Origin of the sequence: Streptomyces sp. NPDC006450, assembly GCF_040612195.1 — a bacterium.
GTDB lineage: Bacteria > Actinomycetota > Actinomycetes > Streptomycetales > Streptomycetaceae > Streptomyces.
Genome location: NZ_JBEXPT010000117.1, coordinates 1 through 20,241, shown reverse-complemented (window position 1 = coordinate 20,241; position 20,241 = coordinate 1). Strand labels below are relative to the sequence as shown.

The window sequence follows — 20,241 nt, the reverse complement described above, 5'->3', positions numbered from 1 at the left end:
TCGACCCTGCGCCGGCGCGCGACCTCGCCCGGGAGCCGGCCGGCCGCCTGGCCGGCGCCGCCCCTGTTCGTCGATTTCGCGCCACCGGTTCAACGTGCGCCGGAGCTGTGGTGGTAGTCGGCCTGTTCTCGGATGGAGGAAGGTCAACTGCCGTTTCAGGCAGGTGGCTTGACGTCTCGGTCAGGCGCCTGGCTTGATTGGGAGCGCTCCCACTCCGAGCCCCCACCCCCCCGAGGAAGGCTTCACCGTGCCTCCTGTCACCTCCGCCCGCGGCGTGCCACGCCGCGCGGCCGCTGCGCTCGCCGGCCTCGCGCTGGCCGTCGGCGGCCTGTCCACGACCGCCCTGACCGCTCCGGTCGCGGCTGCCGCCACCGTGGCAGCCGCTGCCGGCACACCTGTACGGGTCAACCAGCTCGGCTATCTGCCCGACGGCCCCAAGCGGGCCACCGTGGTCAGCTCCGGGACCGCCCCGCTCGCCTGGCAGCTGCGCGACGCCTCCGGCACGGTGGCCGCCTCGGGGGCCACCGTGGTGCGCGGCGCCGACCAGGCGTCCGGCCAGTCCACCCACCTGGTGGACTTCGGCGCGTACACCGGCACCGGCACTGGCTTCACCCTGGTCGTCGACGGCCAGACCAGTCACCCCTTCGACATCTCCGCATCGCTGTACGACGGACTGCGCGCCGACAGCATGTCGTTCTTCTACCAACAGCGCAGCGGCATCGCGATCGACGCGGCCCTGGCGGGCGGCAGCGACTACGCCCGCCCCGCCGGACACCTGGGCGTTGCCCCGAACAAGGGCGACATCAGCGTCCCCTGCCAGGCCGGGGTGTGCGACTACCAACTGGACGTGCGCGGCGGGTGGTACGACGCGGGCGATCAGGGCAAGTACGTGGTCAACGGGGGTCTCTCCGTCTGGGAAATGGTGAACTCCTACGAGCGGGCCCGCCGTTCGGGCGGCGACGCGGCGCTCGGCGACTCGACGCTGAGGGTACCGGAGCGTGGCAACGGGACGCCGGACGTGCTGGACGAGGCCCGCTGGGAGCTTGAGTTCCTGCTGAGGATGCAGGCTCCGGCCGGGAAGCCGTTGGCCGGGATGGCCTTCCACAAGATGCACGACGTCAAGTGGACCGCCCTGCCGACCCGGCCCGAACTCGATTCCGAGCAACGCGAGCTGCACAAGCAGTCGACCGCCGCGACGCTGAACCTGGCGGCCTCGGGCGCGCAGTGTGCCCGGGTGTACGCGCCGTACGACGCCGCGTTCGCCGCGCGCTGCCTGGACGCGGCCCGCCGCGCCTGGACGGCTGCCAAGGCCAACCCGAACGTACTTGCTCCCGCGACCGACAACGCCGGCGGCGGTGCGTACGAGGACGCAGACGTCTCCGACGAGTTCTACTGGGCGGCGGCGGAACTCCTGGCCACCACCGGCGAGTCACAGTACCGGGACGCCGTCACCTCCTCTGTGCACCACACCAAGCCCGTCGACGGGTTCTGGTGGGGCGGCACCGCGACGCCCGGCCGGATCACCCTCGCCACCGTTCCCGGCGTGGCCCTGCCCGCGGACGACGTGGCCCGGCTGCGCGGCCTGCTGACCACGGCCGCCGATGGCCACCTGGCCACCATGGCCGGACAGGGCTACGCGGTGCCGCTCCCCGCCACCGGGTACGTGTGGGGCTCCAACAGCTCCGTCACCAACAACGCGATGGTGCTGGCCGTCGCGCACGAGATCACCGGTCAACAGCGCTATCGGGACGGGGCGTTGGAGTCCCTGGACTATTTGCTCGGCCGCAACGCGCTCGACGTTTCCTACGTCACGGGCTACGGCGATCGCTACTCCGCGAACCAGCACCACCGGTTCTGGGCCCACCAGAACGACGCCTCGCTGCCGCACCCGCCGGCCGGCTCCTTCGCGGGCGGGCCGAACGCGGGGCTGGAGGATCCGGTGGCCAAGGAGAAGCTCGTGGGCTGCGCACCGGCGGCGTGCTACGTGGACGACATCGGCTCGTACTCCACCAACGAGGTGGCCATCAACTGGAACGCCTCACTGGCCTGGCTGACGGCTTTCGCGGCTGAGCGGCGCAGCGTCCCGGCGGTGCCCGGGGTCCAGGTGGCACCGGCGGCCGTGACGGTCCCCGAGGGCGGTTCGGCGCCGGTGGGCGTGCGGCTCTCGGCCGCGCCCGCACAGAGCGTCACGGTGACGGTGGCCCGGAACTCCGGCGACCAGGACCTGTCGGCGGCCACGACCCTGGTGTTCACCCCGGCCAACTGGGCGACAGCGCAGCAGGTTTCGGTCTCGGCCGCCCAGGACGCCGACGCGTCGCCGGGCAGCGCGACCTTCACCGTCGGTGGTCCTGGCGTGCAGTCGGCGACGTTCACGGCGACGGAGGCGGACGACGACGCGTCGGCGGCCTCCTGCACGGTGGCGTACCGCGTCGACAACGGCTGGGGCAACGGCTTCACGGCGACGGTGACCATGAGGAACACCGGAACCTCGGCGATCTCCGGGTGGACCCTCGGCTGGAGCTTCGCGGGTGATCAGCGGATCAGCAACGCCTGGAACGCCACGGTGAGCCAGTCGGGCAGCACGGTCACCGCCCGGGACGCCGGGTGGAACGGCACGCTGGCGCCCGGCGGCAGCGTGAGTTTCGGATTCCAGGCGACGTACTCGGGTAGCAACCCGATCCCGACGCGCTACACGCTCAACGGTGCACTCTGCTCCTGAACGGTCGTCACGCCCCGCCCGCCAGGCGCTGGACGACGGAGTGGAGCCAGGATCATCCTGGCTCCACTCCATGGTGCGCGTGTGTCACTGGAACTGTGCGAAGAACCTCAGATCTCCCGCTTGGTCCAGGTCGTGACGCCGCTCTCGTTGGGAGAGCCGTCGACGGGACCGGGCACGTGGCCTCCGTCGAACGCGGCCCATCGGACCGGGTACCCGGCACGGCAGCCCGAGTAGGTGGTGGTGAGGTGCGTCCGGCTGCCCGTCGCCGCCTCGGCGGGCGTCGGCTTCACCGCGAAGAGCATGCCGATCGTGAGCGTCGCCGCCACCACGGCCGCGAGCCGGGGCCACCAGCGATGTCTCGGTGGAGGGGCGGGGGAGGCCGCACCGTGGTTCTTCATCGGTTCACACCCTTTCGCCGTGGCAGGCCATCAGGTGCGGATCCAGCGCTGGTTGCTGCCGTTCGAGCAGGAATAGAGCTGGATCAGGGTGCCGTTGCCGGTGCCATTGCCGGTTGCGTCAAGGCAGAGGCCGGACTGGACTCCGACGATGGATCCGTCGGAGTTGAGGCGCCATTTCTGGTTGTCGCCGCCCCAGCAGCTGTAGATCTGGACTTTGGTGCCGGTGCCGGTGCCGGCGGCGTCCAGGCACTTGTTGCCGTAGACCCTGAGCTCGCCTCCGGCGGTGTACGACCACTGCTGGTTGGTGCGGTTGTTGCAGTCCCACAGGTTGAGCCCGGAGCCGTCGGTGGTGCTGGCACCGGGCACGTCCAGGCAGCGGCCTGACCCGACGCCCTTGATCTGTCCGGAACCGGGCGAAGGGGTCGGAGTGGGGGTGGAGGAGCCGGCGTTGAGTGCGTTGAGCACGGAGGTGTAGGCGGGCTTCTTGCTGCCGTTGCCGTCGAACAGCAGCGGCGACTGCTCCGATCGCCAGGAGTCGGTGTCGCGCACACCCCAGACGGTGATGCCGAGGCAGCGCGGGACGGCCAGGCAGTCGTTGGTCACGTTGGCGTAGGTCGTGGCCGAGGCACCCTGGATGTCGAGTTCGGTGACGGCCACATCGACGCCGAGGGCGGCGAAGCTCTGCAGGGTGGTGCGGAAGTTGCTGTTGTAGGGGCTGTCGTTGTTGAAGTGGGACTGGAAGCCGACGCAGTCGATCGGCACGCCGCGCTGCTTGAAGTCTCGGACCATGGCGTACATGGCCTGGGTCTTGGCCCAGGTCCAGTTCTCGACGTTGTAGTCGTTGTAGCAGAGCTTGGCGGCCGGGTCGGCGGCGCGCGCGGTGCGGAAGGCGACCTCGATCCAGTCGTTGCCGGTGCGCTGCAGGTTGGAGTCGCGCCGGGCCCCCGAGCTGCCGTCGACGAAGGCCTCGTTCACGACGTCCCACTGGACGATCTTGCCCTTGTAGTGGGCCATCACGCCGTTGATGTGGCTGGTCATCGCCTGGCGCAGCGTGCCGCCGCTGAGGTTCTGCATCCAGCCGGGCTGCTGGGAGTGCCAGGCCAGGGTGTGGCCGCGTACCTGCTTGCCGTTCTGCACCGCCCAGTTGTAGACGCGGTCACCGGCGGCGAAGTTGAACTGGCCCTGCTGGGGTTCGGTGGCGTCGATCTTCATCTCGTTCTCGGGGGTCACCGAGTTGAACTCGCGGCCGGCGATCGTCGTGTACGCCGAGTCGCCCAGCCTGCCCGAGGCGATGGCGGTGCCGAAGTAGCGGCCGCTCTGCGCCGCCGCACCACCGAGCGTGCCTTCGGCGGCGTGTGAGGTCAGCGGAGCCACCAGCGCGGCGGCCGAACCGATGATGCCGAGGACCAGGGCCGTACGAAGACCGCCGATCTTCCGGCGGACGGTGCTTGGGGGAATGGCATGTGAGCCCATGAAAGAGCCTCCAGGACAGAAACCACGGAAGGATTGGAGTGCGGCGGAGTGAATCCGCGTGAACGACGCCCGCATCCACTGACAAAGGACGCTCGCCATCAGGGCGTGAAGAACCGAGGCCGGCACCCGGCACTCGGACACAGGCGGGTGACACCGCCTCGGGCCTCAGTCTGGAAACCTTGCCGAAACATGTCAAGAGTTTCGAAAGCATTTCGAGAATTTGATTCTCGATGTAGCCCAATAGTGGCTATTCAATGAGTGATCCTCATCGAAAGTATTTCGATGAGGATCGCCGGAGATGGGCTGTCGCTGAAAGGCTCAGGTAAAAGCAGATGATCGCGTGGCGTCCCCCGAGGTCGCGTGGTTGAGGTCGGCGAAGCGGCCGGTGGTGATCGCGCCGGTGGGGTCGCTGCCGGGACCGCAGTCGGAGGGGAGCCGCCTCGGTCAGCGCAGGACCGTATTGAACTCCAGTGCGGGGTCGGCGTTGCGGACGAGGGACTTGGCCTGCTCCGGCCACCACACGCCGGCCGCAGGATCGACGATGCCGTACTCCGGGTCCTCGGTGCCGCCCGGAACGTCGACGCCTACCTGTGGATCAAGACCGTCGTCCAGTCCGACGGACCTGGACGCCGGCAACAGCCATTGGCGCGGCGTGGGCGACATCGGGCGAAGGCGCTGATCCAAGCCTGGTACTCGGCGTCCGACTGTTCTAGGCCACCAGGACGGGTACCGTCCGGGTTCGCTCGGCGCGGCGCACCAGGTCGCGTGCGCGGGATTCGACCTGCTCCGGGGTGCCATCCGTGAACCAGGCAGCCTCGGGCCAACTGGCCAGCTTCGCCATGACGTAGAAGCGGGTGTTCGTGGGAAGCGTGTGGGAGTCGGGCGCGGAGCTCGCCTCGGCGGCGGCCGGGGCGACGGCGCCGAGGAGCAGCGTGAGTGCGCTCGCTGCCAGGACCAATCGGTGCAGGGGGATGCGCACGGGGTTCCTTCGGTAGGGACTCGGCCTTCGGTGAGGGGAGGTGGGTCAGTAGCCGTAGATCATCTTGTAGGCGACCTCCGGCAGGAACTGCCCGGCCGAGGAGCCGGCCCCGACGCCGCAGTTGCCGTCGGACTCGCCGGGGATCTTGATCCACAGCAGCATCTCGGCGCCGCCGCCGCGCCGGCTGGGAGTACCGATCCGGCGGCCGGCGGGGTTGCACCACTGGCCGTTGGAACCGTTGCCGTTGCGGCTGGTGTCGACGACGAACGGCTTGGTGTAGCCGTAGGAGCCCAGGGCGGAACTGACCGCGTTGCCGTAGGAGGTGTTCTGGTCTGTGGTGAAGTAGTTGGAGGCGTTCAGCACGAAGCCGCGCGCCCCGCTGACGCCGGCGGCGGCGAGCTGCTGCGCCATGGTCGAGGCGCTGATCCAGCCGGGGTTCCCGGCGTCGAGGTAGACCCAGGTATGGGGTGCCTTGGCCTTGAACTGGGCGATCGCGTTCCTCAGTATGGCGTTGCGTTCGGCGATCTGGCCGGCCGTCATGCAGCTCTCGTGGCCGAGTGCGTCGGGTTCGAGGACGACGACGGCCGGGCGGCTGCCGATGCCACTGGCGAAGGCGGAGATCCAGGCATCGTACGCGGCGCGGCTCCCGGCGCCGCCGCCGGAATGACCGGCGCAGATGTCCCGATCGGGGATGTTGTACGCGACCAGGATCGGCAGCTTGTCGTAGGAGTCCGCGCGGCCGGCGTAGGCACCGGTCGCCGCGGCGATGTCGCCGCTCCAGTTGCCGAACCAGCGGGCTGCCGGGGTACTGGCGATGGAGGTCCGGATCGCCGCCGCCCGCCCGTCGCCGGGATTCGCATTGGCCCACCGTAGGGCGGAGTTGTCGGGATCGGCGTAGAAGCCGCTGGTCATGGTGGTCGGGTCGGCGGCGTACGCCGGACCGGCGTTGATCAGGGCTAGACCGGCGGTGAGAGCGCCGGCCAGGAGGGCGGACGCAGCTCGGACGGACTTGCGCATGGTTCTTCCTCCGTAGGTGGGGAAGTGGAAGCGCTTCCAATTGTGGGATGGGTCGGACCGCTTGCAGGATGGGGTCGGACCGCGCTGTAGGGATAATTGGGGCCGTCGCCAGGGTATGTCAAGTGGTTGAACGTAGAACTGCTGCTGGGCAGAGGCGTGTTGGGTTGGAAGCGCTACCAAATCGAGACCAAGGGCGACATCCGCGTGCAGGTCCGAAGTCGGGGTGCTGCATGGAATCATGGCCGCTGTTCGCCGCCCGTGTGAGCCCGAGGAGCAGTTCTTCCATGGAGCCGAAGCGCATGCCGACTCTCGACGAGGTGGCCGCACGAGCCGGCGTGTCGCGCACGGCGGCCTCCCGGGTGATCAACAACGCCCCGCATGTCAGCCGCGCCAAGCGGGAGGCGGTCCAACGGGCGGTGCGCGAGCTGGATTTCGTGCCCAATCCGTCCGCGCAGGCCCTGGCGAGCCGCAGGGTCGGAGCGGTGGTTCTGGCGGTCTCCAGTGACGAGCCGGGGCTGTTCGCGGACCCGTTCTTCGCGGAGGTCGTCGTCGGCGTCAGCACGGCGCTGGAGCAGACCGAGTTGGAGCTGATCCTGCTGCTGGCCAACACCCCGCGCGGCCGGGAGAGGTTCGAGCGGTTGCTGCGCTCCCGCCGGGCCGACGGCGTCATGCTGATGGCGCTGCGGGGCGACGATCCGCTGGGACGCCTGGGCGAGGAGGTCGATCTCCCCGTCGTCTTCGGCGGACTCCCGCTCATCGGCGAGCCCAGGTGGTACGTGGACGCCGACAACCGCGGCGGTGCCCGCCTGGCCGCCGAGCACTTCGCGCGCACGGGCCGCCGACGGCCCGTCATGATCACCGGCCAGGTGGACACCAGGGCCTCCGTCGCGCGTGAGCAGGGGTTCACCGACGGTCTGACCTTGTCCGGCCTGAGGCTGCTCGGGGTCGAGCCCGGGCAGTTCACCGAAGACGGCGGAGCCGAGGCGATGGAGCGACTGCTCCGGGCGCACCCCGATCCCGACGCGGTGTTCGCTGCCTCCGACGCGATGGCCATCGGCGCTCTGCGCACCTTGCGGGAACGGGGGCTCAGGGTCCCCGAGGATGTCGCGGTGATCGGCTTCAACGACCTGGCGAGCGCCCGGCACACCAGCCCGCGGCTGACCACGGTCCATCAGCCCGTGCGGGCACTGGGGCAGGAGATGGCCAGGATGCTGGTCGGTGTCATCGAAGGACACCGCCCCAGCCCGCTGATCCTCCCGACCCGCCTGACCGTGCGCGAGTCCGCCCCCGATCTGCCTGCGTCGGCCTGATCGGTGGGAGCTTCCGGCAGGGTCACGCAGGACCCCGTACAGGGGCCCCAGGGCCCTGGGGCAGCGGATCCGGGTCAGAGGCTGAGGAGGTAGTTCTCGGCATCGGCTGCGCGAGGCTGCTGTCCGCTAGTGTCCAGGCGGTTCCTGCCGGCCCGGGTAGGTGATGTCGAACCACGTGAAGTGGGCTTGGCTGGTGGAGGGGCGGCCGTTGGAGGTGGCGTAGAGGCCGAGCTGGACGCTGGTGAACAGCGGGGTGAGGAAGGTGGCTTCGACGGTGGCCAGATCCTCCCAGACACCGTTCGCATGCGCGTGGGCGAAGGTGTGGCCGAATCCGCGGATGCGGACCCCCAGACGAACGGGGCCAGGGGGGACGGGAACGCTTGCCAGGACCTCGGGTCCGTGGCGGAGGCTGAGGCCTTCCGTGGTGCGGAGGAAGAGGAGATGTGCGTCGTCGTCGAGGACAACGGCGAGGCCTGCCTGTTCGTCCGGTGCGGCGGGGGTGAAATGCAGTTCGGTGGAGACGTCGCAGTCGGGCTGTTCCTGAGGGCGGGCCAGGAGGGACGGGACGGTGCGCTCGCCGAGGCGTTCGGGGCGGAGCTGGAGGCGGAGTCCGTCGCCGGTGGTCCAGAACGGGGTGGGCGGGGTGCGCAGGGTGCTCCAGTCGGCGGAGAGGGTGGCGAAGCCGTCGTGGAGGGGGCGGCGAGGGTCGGTGTGGTCGACGGGGGAGAAGACCGGCCAGCCCTCGTCCCAGGTGATCCGGCTGAGGAAGGTCTCGCGGCCGAGGGCGGAGCCCGGGCGGACGCCCAGGAGGACGGCCCGCCAGTCGCCGTACGGGGTTCGGACGAGGTCGGCGTGCCCGGTGCAGGTGACCGGACCCTTGGCGGGCGGTAGCACCGGGTTGCCGCGGGCGCCCTTGTAGGGGCCGGTCACGCGGTCGGCGCGGGCGGCCACCACGCTGTGGTCCACATCGGTGCCGCCCTCGGCGGTGAGCAGAAGATAGCTGCCGTCGATCTTGTAGAGGTGCGGGGCTTCCGACCATCTGGCGCCGGGGTGGCTTCCCGACCACAGGACGTGCTCCGGTCCCGTAAGCCGTCGTTCGCGGGGAAGGTATTCGCGCATCCAGATCTCGGTGCGGCCGCCCTCCTCGTCCAGCACGCGGGCGGCGGTGAACCATGCCCGGCCATCGCCGTCGCCGTCGCCGTCGCCGTCGTCCGGACCGTCGTCGAAGAAGAGCGACGGGTCGAAGCCCTCGCCGTCCAGCCAGTGCGGCTGTGACCACGGCCCCGCCGGGTCGGTCGCCGTGACGACGAAATGGCCGGGGCCGTCCATCAGCGTGCAGACGAGATGGAAGACGCCGTCATGGTGCCGGATCGTCGGTGCGAACAGACCCCGTGAGGGCTCGCACCCGTCGAGGTCGAGCTGAGACGCCCGGTCGAGCGCGGAGCCGATGCGCCGCCAGTTCACGAGATCGCGGCTGTGGAACACGGGAAGGCCCGGGAACCATTCGAAGCTGGACGTCACCAGGTAGTAGTCCGCTCCTACCCGGCAGACGGACGGGTCGGGCCGGAACCCGGGCAGCACGGGATCACCGAAGAACCTGCTCATGGAACCGGGACGCTCTCGACCGGCACGGACAGCACCCGGTCGGTCGCCGGGTGACGTACGGGGCCCTCCAGAGTGAAGGAGCCCTGGAGCGGCAGATCGCCGCTGGACCGCCCGACGGCCACGCCGATCTCACCGGGCTCCACTCTCCTGCGCAGGTCGAGCCCGGTGAACGAGGTCCTGTCGGCATGGACGGAGAAGGTGATCCGGGCGGCCGCGCCCGGCCGCAGCTCGACCCTGGCGAATCCGGCGAGCCACCGCTGCGGCCGGACGACGGACGCCACGGGATCCGAGAGGTACAGCTGGACCACCTCGGTCCCCGCCACCTCGCCGACGTTGCGTACGGTGACCGAAACGGAGACGGCCCCGTCCGTCGCGGCAACGGGATCCACCGACAGATCCGAGCAGCTGAAGCTGGTCCAGCTCAGCCCGTGTCCGAAGGGGAACAGCGGGGTCGGGTCCACCGAACTCCAGTCGGTGTGCCCGCCGAGCCTCGCGTGCAGGTAGGTTCCGGGCTGGCCGCCGACCTGGCGGGGGATGGAGACGGGCAGCCGCCCGGACGGTTCCGCGGCCCCGCTGATGATCCGGGCCAGCGCCGTCCCGCCCTCCTCGCCGGGGAAGAAGGCCTGCACCAGGGCCGATGCGCGCTCGGCCAGCGTGCCGAGCGCGTAGGGCCGTCCGGAAACGAGGACCACGACGGTCGGCACCCCGGAGTCCAGAACGGTGGAGGCGAGTGCGGCCTGGTCGCCGGGCAGGTCGAGGGTCTCGGCGTCGCAGCCCTCTCCGGAGGTGCCCCGGCCGAACATGCCGGCCCGGTCCCCGAGCACCAGTACGTTCACGTCCGGATCGTCCGCGGTGACCGTGAACCCGGCAGCGGTGAGCGCCTCGCCGAGCGTCGGGATCTCCAGCCCGAGGTCGCCGGGCAGCGCGACGTGGTTGGGGAAGGAGTAGCAGCCGAGGAAGGACTGGGGGTCGTCGGCGTACGGCCCGCTGACCGCCACGCGGCACGGCCGCAGCGGCAGGATGCCGTCGTTGGCGAGCAGCACGGTGGACTGTTCGGCCAGGATCCTGGCCAGTAGCCGGTTCTCCGGCGGGTCGAGGTCCACCGGCGCGGCCTTGACGGGTTCCCAGTCGGGGTCGAGCAGGCCGAGTTCGACCTTCTGTAGCAGGACCCGTTCCGCGGCCCGGTCGATGAGCTCCTCGGGTACGGCTCCCGACCGGACGAGTTCGGTCAGCGGCTCGCCGTAGCAGCGGGCCGTGGGCAGCTCGACGTCGATTCCGGCGGTCAACGCCAGCGCACCGGCCGCGCCCCGCGATCCGGTGACGCCGTGCCGGGTCTCCAGGAAGGAGACGGCGTAGTAGTCGGCGACGACCACACCACTGAAACCGAGCTCCCCCCTCAGCAGTTCGGTCAGCAGCCGTGCGTCGGCGGCCACCGGGACGCCGTCCACGTCGGTGTAACTGTTCATCACCGACCGGGCGCCCCCCTCGCGCAGTGCCCGTACGAAAGGCTCGACCAGTACGTCGGCGAACTCGCGCGGCCCCGAGGAGACGGGGGCCATGTTCCGGCCGCCGCGCGAGGCCGAGTACCCGGCGAAGTGCTTGAGCGTCGCCACGATCCCGGCACCCTCCAAGCCCTGCACGTAGGCGGTGCCGATGGCTCCGACGAGGTAGGGGTCCTCGGCGATGCACTCCTCGGTCCTGCCCCACCGGTAGTCGCGGACCACGTCGAGCACCGGAGCCAGCCCTTGGTGGACGCCGACCTGTCGCATCCCCGCGCCGATGGCGGCGGCCATCCGGCGCACGAGCCCGGGATCGAAGGAGGCGCCCCAGGCCAGCGGCCCGGGGAAGACCGTCGCCCCGAACGTCATGAACCCGGTCAGGCACTCCTCGTGAGCGACCGCCGGGATCCCGAACCGGCCGGATCCGGTCACCTGCCGCTGAAGCGAGGCCAGCCGCTCCATTCCGGCCTCCGCGGTGATCGGAGCGGTGCCGTACACCCGGGTGAGCTGGCCGAGCCCGTGGGCGACGATGTCGTCGAGGCCGGGCGCGGACTCGCCGGAATCGTCCTCCATGGGCGCGACCGGTGTGCCCGGATTCGATGGCAGCGCCCAGAAACCGGTGAGCTGACCCGCCTTCTCTTCCAGCGTCATCCGGTTCAGCAGATCGGCGACTCGTGCGGATGCGGGTATGAGGGGGTCACGCCAGGGCTCGGTCACGGAGTTCTCCTAGAGCTGTGGCCGGGAAGGTATGCCGGGTTGCGCTGTTCGGTGCGGTGCATCGCACGGCGGAGGGCCGCCGCGTGTACGGGACGTACTCGGGCGGTGCGACAACGCGGCGAGGTGCCGTGCCGGTCGCCGTGACACGGTGAACCTTGCCGGTCACAGCACTAGAGACGGGGCGGGGCGGTGGAGAGCCGGACCTTGAGCTCGGTCGAGAGCTCCATCCGGGGGCTGACCAGGGGCTGTCCGTCCAGGAGCTGGAAAAGTGTGCGGGCGGCGAGCCGGCCCATCTCCTCCAGGGGCTGGCGCACCGTCGTCAGCGGCGGTGAAAGCCATTCGCACATCGGCAGGTCGTCGAAGCCGACCACGCTGAGGTCCTGGGGGATGCTCAGCCCGTCCTGCCGGGCGGCTTCGTAGACGCCCATCGCCTGCTGGTCGCTACCGGCGAAGATGGCGGTCGGCGGCTCGGGGAGGGCGAGCAGTTCCCGGGCGCGCCGGAACCCGCCCTCGTGCTGGAAGTCGCCGAACCGGATCAGGTCGCGGTCGACCTCGATCCCGGCCCGCTCCAGCGCGGCGCGGTACCCGTCGATGCGGGCCTGACTGCAGAGCATCTCCTTGCGCCCGCCGATCGCGGCGATCCGGCGGTGTCCCAGCTCCAGCAGGTGCTCCGTGGCGGCGAGGCCGCCCGCCCAGTTGGTCGCACCGATGCTCGGCACCCCGTTGCCCGGCAGGTCGATCGGGTCGATGACCACCAGCGCCACCCCGGCCTGTTCGACCTGGGCACGCTGGGCTTGGGTGACCGAGGCGGTGACGAGGATGACGCCGTCGCTGTGGTGCAGGACCGGCAGCGCGGCCCAGCTCGACGGCGTGGCTTCGCCCGGCGGGACGAGCGACACGACGGTGCCGACGCTCCGCTGGGCGCACTCGGCCTCGACGCCGCGCAGTATCTCCACCGCCCAGGCGCTGTCCAGACCGCCGATGATCAGGTCGACCAGGCCTGACCTGCGGGCCCTGGCCTGCCCACCGGGGTGGAGGTAGTTGTGGGAGCGCAGCAGGCCCTCGATCCGTTCGCGTGTCGAAGGTGCCACATCGGAGCGGCCGTTGACCACTTTCGACACGGTGGCCTGGGAGACCCCTGCCTCCGCGGCGATGAGAGCCAGGGTCGGACGCTGCTCGCTCAACTTCTCTCCTCTGCGTGAACGCCTTGGCTGACGACAGGTATCGCAAACTTTCGAAGAGTTTCCAGTCGGTGCGACCAGGTTGTCAAGCTCCAAGTGCGCTGCCACAGCAGGAAAATCAGTAAGAAGGCTTGACCGGGGGGCCGCGCGTTCCTAGTTTGTGGCAGCACCGAATCGAGGATTTTGCGAAACAGTTTCGAAATCGAACCGCATTCCCGACCCCGGAGGTCCCATGGCCAGCACACCCCCGAGCCGACGAAGCTTCCTGGCGCTCTCGGGCCTGACCGCTCTGTCCGTCTCGCTGACCGCGGCCTGTGGCGGCGGGGACTCCGGCTCGAGGCCGACGGCCGGCGGCAAGGTGACCTTCGCGTGGTGGAACATCGCCACGACGGAACCGGGGAAGTCCCTCTTCCCGCAGATCTCCTCGGCGTTCACGGCCGCCCACCCGAACATCACGATCAAGACGACCTCGTTGGAGAACGAGGCGTTCAAGTCCAAGCTGACCGCCACCACCTCATCGGGCAAGCTCCCCGACGTCTTCCAGACCTGGGGCGGCGGCGTGCTGCAGCAGCAGGTCGACGCGGGGCTGGTCGAGGACCTCACCGACGTGTTCGGCTGGTCGTCCGAGCTCACCCCGGTCTCGCTGCAGGCCTATCAGTTCGAGGGCCGGACCTACGGGGTGCCCTACGACGTCGGCATGGTCGGCTTCTGGTACAACAAGAAGCTCTTCGCCAAGGCCGGGATCACCGCTCCGCCGGCCACCTGGGCCGAGCTCCTGGAAGACGTCAAGAAGCTCAAGGCGGCGGGCGTCACTCCGATCGCCCTCGCGGGCAAGGAGAAATGGCCCGGCCACTACTACTGGGCCTACCTCGCGATGCGCGTCGTAGGCCTCCCCGCGCTGCAGCAGGCCGCGGCCACCAAGGACTTCACCGGCGCGGGCTTCGTCCAGGCAGGCACCCACCTCAAGGAGCTGGTCGACCTCCAGCCGTTCCAGACGGCCTTCCTCGGCGCCGGATACGCCACCCCCGGCGGCCAGGCCGCGACCATGGGCAACGGCGAGGCCGCCATGGAGCTGATGGGACAGTGGGGGCCCTCGGTGCAGAAGGACGCGGGCGCCGACCTCGGAGCGGACCTGGGCTTCTTCCCCTTCCCGACGGTCGACGGCGGGGTCGGCCAAGCCACCGACGTGTTCGGCGGTGGCGGTGGTTTCGCGCTGCGCAAGGGCGCGCCGAAGGAGGGGCTGGACTTCCTGAAGTTCTTCGTTCTGGAGAACGAGTCCAAGCTGCTGGCCTCCAACGGCTACCTGCCCGTGGTCAAGGGCGCGGAGAGCCAGCTCACCGACCCCAACAGGAAGGTGGTGGCCGACAGCCTGGTCAAGGCGACGGGCTTCCAGCTCTTCCTCGACCAGGCCTACCCGCCGGCGGTCGGCCAGGAGGTCAACGACAGCGTCGCCGACCTCATCGCGGGCAAGAAGACGCCCGAGCAGGTCACCAAGTCGATATCCGAGGCTGCGAAGGGTGCCTAGCTCCGTGTCCACCCTGACCAAGGAGCGGACGCAGGACGCCGGGCCGGTGGGTCCGCCCGCCCCGGCACGGTCGCTCCTGCGCGGTCTGGCGAGCTGGGCGTCGGTCGCCTGGTTCCTCGTCCCGGCTCTGGTCCTCTTCCTCGTCTTCGTCCTCGCCCCCATCGCGGTTGCCGTCTACACCGGCTTCTTCAAGTGGGGCGGGGTCGGCCCCCTGGACGAGTTCGTCGGCTTCGAGAACTACACCGACCTCTTCGGCGATCAGGTCTTCCTCGGCGATCTGGAGCGCGGGCTGTACCTGATCACGCTGTCGGTCACGGTGCAGTTGCCGTTCGCACTGTTCACCGCCGTCCTGCTCAACCAGAGGCTGCGCGGCAGGGCCGTCTACCGGATGCTGTTCTTCGCGCCGTACATCCTGTCCGAAGTGGTCACGGCGGTCCTCTTCACGATGGTCTTCCTTCCCGGTGCCGGCATGGCCGACCAATTCGCGGGCGTCCTCGGCATGGAGGGGTTGCAGGGCAAATGGCTCGCCGACCCCTCGACGGTCATGCCGACCCTGTTCGTGGTCATGACCTGGAAGTACTTCGGGTTCCACATGATGCTCTTCCTCGCCGGGCTGCAAAGCATCCCGGGCGAGATCCTCGAGGCCGCCTCCATCGACGGCGCCGGCGCCTGGCAGCGCTTCCGGCACGTGACGCTGCCGTTGCTCGGCCCGACGATCCGGATCAGCGTCTTCCTTTCGGTCATCGGTGCCATCCAGCTCTTCGACCTCGTCTGGGTCATGACCGCGGGCGGGCCCAACCACTCCTCCGAGACGATGGCGATCTCGATGTTCCAGTTCGGGTTCAAGCGCTACCAGGTCGGCTACGCCAGTGCGATCAGCGTGGCGCTGTTCATGATCAGCCTGGTCTTCTCCCTCTTCTACCAGCGCTACGTACTGCGCCGTGACCTGAGCGGAGCCGTCACGTCGGGAGGTGGCCGATGAACGCCCGCAGAACGGCACGCGGCCTGTCGCTGCACGCCGTGGTCTGGCTGATCGGCGCGTTCGTCGTCGTGCCGCTGGTGTACGCGGTGATCTCCGGGTTCAAGAGCACCGGCGAGCTGACGACCAACCCGTTCGGGCTGCCGGAGCACTGGAAGACCGCCAATTACACCGGCATCCTCAGCGACGGAATGTTCTGGCGGCAGATCGCCAACAGCGCGGGCATCGCGATCGGCACCGCATGCTGCACGGTGACGGTCGCGGCGATGGCGGCGTTCGTACTGGCCCGCTACGCCTTCCGGGGCAGGGAGCTGTTCTACACGCTGTTCACGATCGGGCTGATGTTCCCGTTCGCGGTGGCCGTCCTGCCGCTGTTCCTGCTGCTGCGCAACTTCGACCTGCTCGACAACCCGCTCGGAGTGATCCTCCCGCAGGCGGCCTTCGGGCTTCCGGTGACGATCATCATTCTGCGCGGCTTCTTCCGGACCATCCCGGCAGAGGTCGAGGAGGCGGCCGTCATGGACGGCTGCGGCAAGTTCCGCTTCTTCTGGAAGATCCTGCTGCCGATGGCGCGCCCGGCGCTCGGCACGGTCTCGGTGCTCGCGATCGTCGCGAGCTGGAACAACTTCTTCCTGCCGCTGCTGGTGTTCAACGACCCCCAATGGCAGACGATCCCGGTCGGCGTCCAGCAGTTCCAGGGCCAGTACTCGACCGACTACGCGCTCGTCCTCGCCTACATCGTGCTCGCGATGGTCCCCGCCCTCGCCTTCTACGCCGTCGCCGAACGGCAGTTGATCGGCGGACTCACGGCGGGCGCCACCAAGGGCTGACCCGTCCCGCATGACCTCCACCCCGGAGGAGACGTCGTGAAACGCCTGACCGCACTGACCGCAATATTGTTAGCGCTAACAATGCAAGCCGTGGCCGCCCCCGCGCGCACCGGCATCGACTTCCGCGCCGAGCTCCAGCCCATAGACCGATTCGGCTTCTCGATGGCCTTCCAGCAGGCCGACCTGCTGCACGGCGCACGCGGCCTCAGCCCGGCCAAGCAGCGTGAGGTGCTCGACCTGCTGCTCAGCAGGGAAGAGGGCGCGGGCCTTTCGATCCTGCGCCTGGGCATCGGGATCACCGACCTGGGGTTTACCAACGAACGCACTGGGCGCTGGCCGCCTTCAGCCGGTCCATCCGCCCCGGCGCCGTCCGCGTGCCGGTCACGAACGCCGGCCCGGCACTGCAGATCACGGCCTTCCGCGGACGGCAGCCGCGTGATCGAGATCCTCAACACCGCGACCACCGAGAGCTCCGCCGATCTCTCTCTCCGCGGCGGCCACGACCGCTACGTCACCGACGAGACCCGCTCGATCACCCCGGCCGACATCGTCTCCACGCACGGCACGACCCTCAGGGCGACGCTCGCCCCACGCGCGCTGACCACGATCGTCCTCGACTGAACCGCCCATAGCTGGAGGAGTAGTCCGTCATGTCCATGCCCCGGATTCCCACCGCTCTGTCAGCCGCCGTCTGCCTGGCGGCCGGTCTCGCCGCCGCGCCCGCAGCCGCCGAGCCCCGTCCCAGGACGCTCGGCGAACTGGCCGGGAAGCACCACAAGTACTTCGGCTCCGCCACCGACAACCCCGAGTTCACCGACGCCGCCTATCTGAAGCTCCTCGGCAGCGAATTCGGGCAGACCACCCCCGGCAACGCCATGAAGTGGTACGCCACCGAGCCCGAGCGCGGCGTCTTCGACTTCACCGACGCCGACGAGCTCGTCGCGTTCGCCAAGGCCCACCGTCAGAAGGTCCGCGGCCACACCCTCATCTGGCACAACCAACTCCCCGCCTGGCTCACCGAGGGCATCTGGAGCGCCGACGAGCTGCGCGCCATCCTCAAGAACCACATCCAGACGGAAGTCCGGCACTTCAAGGGCCAGGTGATCCACTGGGATGTCGTCAACGAAGCCTTCAACGAGGACGGCACCTACCGCGAATCGCTCTTCTACAAGACGCTCGGCCCCGGCTACATCGCCGACGCCCTGCGCTGGGCCCACGAGGCCGACCGGCACGCCAAGCTGTACCTCAACGACTACAACGTCGACGGGATCGGCCCCAAGAGCGACGCCTATTACGCCCTGATCAAGCAGTTGAAGGCCGACGGCGTCCCGGTGGAGGGCTTCGGCATCCAGGGCCATCTGGCGCTCCAGTACGGCTTCCCCGCCGACGTCCGGCAGAACATGCAGCGCTTCGCCGACCTCGGGGTCGAGGTGGCCATCACCGAGCTCGACATCCGGATGGCCCTCCCCGCGACGCCTTCGATGCTCGCCACCCAGGCCACCTGGTACGCCGACTACGTCAAGGCCTGCCTGGCGGTCGAGAAGTGCGTCGGCATCACCCTCTGGGACTACACGGACAAGTACTCGTGGATCCCCGCCGTCTTCCCCGGCGAGGGCGCGGCGCTGCCCTACGACGAGAACCTGCTGCCCAAGCCCGCCTATCACTCGATCAGGAAGGTGCTGGGCGGATGATCAGAACGGCGATCGTCGGAACGGGCGGGATCGCGGGCATCTGCCACGTTACCGCCCTGCGGGCACAGGAGCACCGGGCCGTGATCGTGGCCGCCGTCGACGTGGACGCCGCGCGCGCCGAGGCCTTCGCGGCCGAACACGGCATCCCCGCGGTCTACACCGATCTCCACACGATGCTCCGGGAGCAGAAGCCGGACCTCGTGCACCTGTGCACGCCTCCGTTCCTGCACGCCGACCAGGCCGTGGCCTGCCTGGATTCGGGCGCGTGGGTCTGGTGCGAGAAGCCGGTGGCCCTGTCGCTGGCCGAGCTCGACCGGATCCGCGACGCCGAGGGCCCCGCCGTCGCGGGCGCGGTGTTCCAGCACATGTACGGCTCGGGGACCCGGTACCTCCCCACGCCTACCGGAAGGCGGCCGCCCTGACCGGCGACCATTCCGCGGCGGCGCGCCGCCGCCGTGACCTGGTAGTCGAGGGTTTCCTGGCCTTGTGCGAAGGCGGGCTGCCGCAGTTCCACATCGCGGCCCACCGCCTGAAGAGCGAGCTCATGGACGCCTGGTGGGCCCGCTGGCGTGACGGCCCCATGGCCGCTGCCGTCACGACGGGCCGTCAGCTGGAACGGCTGAGAGCCGGAGACCTCTCCCACCTCGGCCACGGCGCAGTGTCACGCCTGGAGCGCCCGGAGCAACAACGCTTCGGCATGTGCGGCCGCCTTCACACCTATCCCGTCCCCTATCCCCCCAAGCGGCCGCTCCGCGGTTCGCCGGGGTCACCTCACGCACACCCCCCAAAGGAGCCCTTCTGATGTGGTTTCGCCAACCGTCCCCGGTCCACCTGAGACGGCGCCTGCTCGCCGTCCTCGCGCCCTTGCTGCTCCTGGCCACCTTCCTCGGAGTCCAGCCCGCCGGCGCGGCGCCGATCATCGACACCAACGCCTCGTACGTGCTGGTCAACCGCAACAGCGGCAAGGCACTGGACGTCCACAACCTGGCGACCAACGACGGCGCCCGCATCACCCAGTGGACCAGGAACGATCAGAACCAGCAGCAGTGGCAGTTCGTCGACTCCGGCGGCGGTCACTACCGCATCAAGTCCCGCCACTCCGGCAAGGTGCTGGATGTCCAGAACGGGGACACGGCGAACGGGGCCTCGATCGTCCAGTGGGCCGATGTGAACGGCACCAACCAGCAGTGGCGGCCGGCCGACAGCTCGGACGGCTACGTGAGGTTCATCGCGCGCCACAGCAACAAGGCCCTCGAAGTGCAGGGCGGCTCCACCGCCGACAACGCGAACGTCGTCCAGTACGACGACTGGGGCGGCACCAACCAGCAGTGGCAGCTCGTCAAGGTCGGTGCCGGCAACCCCGGCGCGTGCGCACTTCCGTCGGCCTACCGCTGGACCTCGACGGGCGCGCTGGCGCAGCCCAAGTCCGGGTGGGCGTCGCTCAAGGACTTCACCGTCGCCCCCCACAACGGCAAGCATCTCGTCTATGCGACGACGCACGGCGCCGCGGGAACGGGAGCGGGCTGGGGTTCGATGAACTTCGGCTTGTTCGGCAACTGGTCGGAGATGGCGTCGGCCAACCAGAACACGATGTCGAACTCCGTCGTCGCGCCCACTCTCTTCTACTTCGCGCCGAAGAACATCTGGGTGCTCACCTACCAGTGGGGAGGTGGGAGCGCCTTCTCCTACCGGACGTCGAGCGACCCCGCCAACCCCAACGGCTGGTCGTCACAGCAGGTGCTCTTCTCCGGAAGCATCACCGGCTCCGGAACAGGGCCCATCGACCAGACGATCATCGGTGACAGCACGAACATGTACCTCTTCTTCGCCGGTGACAACGGCAAGATCTACCGGGCCAGCATGCCGATCGGGAACTTCCCGGGCAGTTTCGGCTCGACGTACACAACCATCATGAGCGACACGACGAACAACCTCTTCGAAGCCCCGCAGGTGTACAAACTCCAGGGCCAGGACCGCTACCTCATGATCGTCGAGGCGATCGGCTCGCAGGGCCGCTACTTCCGCTCGTTCGTGGCCACCAGCCTGGGCGGCTCATGGACACCCCAGGCCGCGACCGAGAGCAACCCCTTCGCCGGCAAGGCGAACAGCGGCGCCACATGGACGAATGACATCAGCCACGGCGAGCTGATCCGCACCACGGCCGATCAGACCTTCACCGTCGATCCCTGCAACCTGCAGTTCCTCTACCAGGGACGAGACCCCAACTCCGGCGGTGACTACGGCCAATGGCCCTACCGCCCGGGACTGCTGACACTGCAGCGCTAACGGTCTGACACGGGTCCGGCTCCGGAGCCGGC

Annotated in this window: 16 protein-coding genes and 1 pseudogene; 9 read left to right on the top strand and 8 right to left on the bottom strand. The window is 69.3% G+C overall.

Going from position 1 to position 20,241, the window contains the following annotated elements; genetic code table 11:
* Positions 1-247: 247 nt before the first annotated feature.
* Positions 248-2,719: a glycoside hydrolase family 9 protein gene (locus ABZY57_RS26655; RefSeq protein WP_356516058.1), complete on the top strand. Its 2,472-nt coding sequence runs from the start codon at positions 248-250 to the stop codon at positions 2,717-2,719.
* 84 nt (positions 2,720-2,803) lie between these two features.
* Here ABZY57_RS26655 and ABZY57_RS26650 read toward each other — a convergent pair.
* The 5 genes and pseudogenes from ABZY57_RS26650 to ABZY57_RS26630 all read right to left on the bottom strand — a co-directional run.
* Positions 2,804-3,000: pseudogene (locus ABZY57_RS26650) on the bottom strand (glycosyl hydrolase); the annotation flags it as partial.
* Positions 3,001-3,147: 147 nt separating this feature from the next.
* On the bottom strand, positions 3,148-4,590 hold the full coding sequence (locus tag ABZY57_RS26645) for an endo-1,4-beta-xylanase (RefSeq protein WP_356516056.1): 1,443 nt from the start codon (positions 4,588-4,590) through the stop codon (positions 3,148-3,150).
* Between the two features lie 444 nt (positions 4,591-5,034).
* Positions 5,035-5,253 (bottom strand): hypothetical protein, encoded by a 219-nt coding sequence (locus ABZY57_RS26640; protein WP_356516054.1) that lies wholly within the window; start codon positions 5,251-5,253, stop codon positions 5,035-5,037.
* A gap of 46 nt (positions 5,254-5,299) precedes the next feature.
* A complete protein-coding gene (locus tag ABZY57_RS26635; protein WP_356516052.1) occupies positions 5,300-5,569 on the bottom strand; it encodes a hypothetical protein in 270 nt (89 codons plus the stop codon).
* Positions 5,570-5,614: 45 nt separating this feature from the next.
* The gene (locus tag ABZY57_RS26630; RefSeq protein ID WP_356516050.1) at positions 5,615-6,586 is read right to left on the bottom strand and encodes a glycoside hydrolase family 6 protein; all 972 of its coding nucleotides are present in this window, start codon (positions 6,584-6,586) and stop codon (positions 5,615-5,617) included.
* A gap of 284 nt (positions 6,587-6,870) precedes the next feature.
* On the opposite strand from ABZY57_RS26630, the gene ABZY57_RS26625 reads away from it, so the two are divergent.
* Positions 6,871-7,896, top strand: a complete 1,026-nt coding sequence (locus ABZY57_RS26625; RefSeq protein ID WP_356516048.1) for a LacI family DNA-binding transcriptional regulator — start codon at positions 6,871-6,873, stop codon at positions 7,894-7,896.
* A 126-nt stretch (positions 7,897-8,022) separates the two neighbouring features.
* Here the strand turns inward: ABZY57_RS26625 and ABZY57_RS26620 are convergent, their stop codons facing one another.
* The 3 genes from ABZY57_RS26620 to ABZY57_RS26610 form a co-directional block, all read right to left on the bottom strand.
* Positions 8,023-9,501, bottom strand: coding sequence for a glycoside hydrolase family 43 protein (locus ABZY57_RS26620; protein ID WP_356516046.1), 1,479 nt, complete (start codon positions 9,499-9,501; stop codon positions 8,023-8,025).
* Complete coding sequence (locus ABZY57_RS26615) at positions 9,498-11,717, bottom strand: glycoside hydrolase family 3 N-terminal domain-containing protein (RefSeq protein WP_356516044.1); 2,220 nt, start codon at positions 11,715-11,717, stop codon at positions 9,498-9,500. The genes ABZY57_RS26620 and ABZY57_RS26615 overlap by 4 nt, the downstream gene beginning before the upstream one ends.
* Before the next feature lie 170 nt (positions 11,718-11,887).
* The gene (locus ABZY57_RS26610) at positions 11,888-12,901 is read right to left on the bottom strand and encodes a LacI family DNA-binding transcriptional regulator (RefSeq protein WP_356516042.1); all 1,014 of its coding nucleotides are present in this window, start codon (positions 12,899-12,901) and stop codon (positions 11,888-11,890) included.
* Between the two features lie 229 nt (positions 12,902-13,130).
* Here ABZY57_RS26610 and ABZY57_RS26605 point away from each other — a divergent pair, with 229 nt between their 5' ends.
* From ABZY57_RS26605 to ABZY57_RS26575, 7 genes are all read left to right on the top strand, one after another.
* Entirely contained in the window at positions 13,131-14,423 is a 1,293-nt protein-coding gene (locus ABZY57_RS26605; RefSeq protein ID WP_356516040.1) for an extracellular solute-binding protein, read from the top strand.
* 76 nt (positions 14,424-14,499) lie between these two features.
* Entirely contained in the window at positions 14,500-15,405 is a 906-nt protein-coding gene (locus ABZY57_RS26600; protein WP_356516062.1) for a sugar ABC transporter permease, read from the top strand.
* Positions 15,402-16,232 carry a carbohydrate ABC transporter permease gene (locus ABZY57_RS26595; RefSeq protein WP_356516038.1) on the top strand — a complete coding sequence of 277 codons (831 nt, stop codon included), beginning with the start codon at positions 15,402-15,404 and terminating at the stop codon, positions 16,230-16,232. The genes ABZY57_RS26600 and ABZY57_RS26595 overlap by 4 nt, the downstream gene beginning before the upstream one ends.
* Positions 16,233-16,268: 36 nt before the next feature.
* Positions 16,269-16,853, top strand: a complete 585-nt coding sequence (locus ABZY57_RS26590; protein ID WP_356516036.1) for a hypothetical protein — start codon at positions 16,269-16,271, stop codon at positions 16,851-16,853.
* 35 nt (positions 16,854-16,888) lie between these two features.
* Entirely contained in the window at positions 16,889-17,923 is a 1,035-nt protein-coding gene (locus tag ABZY57_RS26585; RefSeq protein WP_356516060.1) for an endo-1,4-beta-xylanase, read from the top strand.
* On the top strand, positions 17,920-18,345 hold the full coding sequence (locus ABZY57_RS26580) for a Gfo/Idh/MocA family oxidoreductase (RefSeq protein WP_356516034.1): 426 nt from the start codon (positions 17,920-17,922) through the stop codon (positions 18,343-18,345). The genes ABZY57_RS26585 and ABZY57_RS26580 overlap by 4 nt, the downstream gene beginning before the upstream one ends.
* Positions 18,346-18,724: 379 nt before the next feature.
* Positions 18,725-20,209: a non-reducing end alpha-L-arabinofuranosidase family hydrolase gene (locus ABZY57_RS26575; protein ID WP_356516032.1), complete on the top strand. Its 1,485-nt coding sequence runs from the start codon at positions 18,725-18,727 to the stop codon at positions 20,207-20,209.
* Positions 20,210-20,241 lie beyond the last annotated feature (32 nt).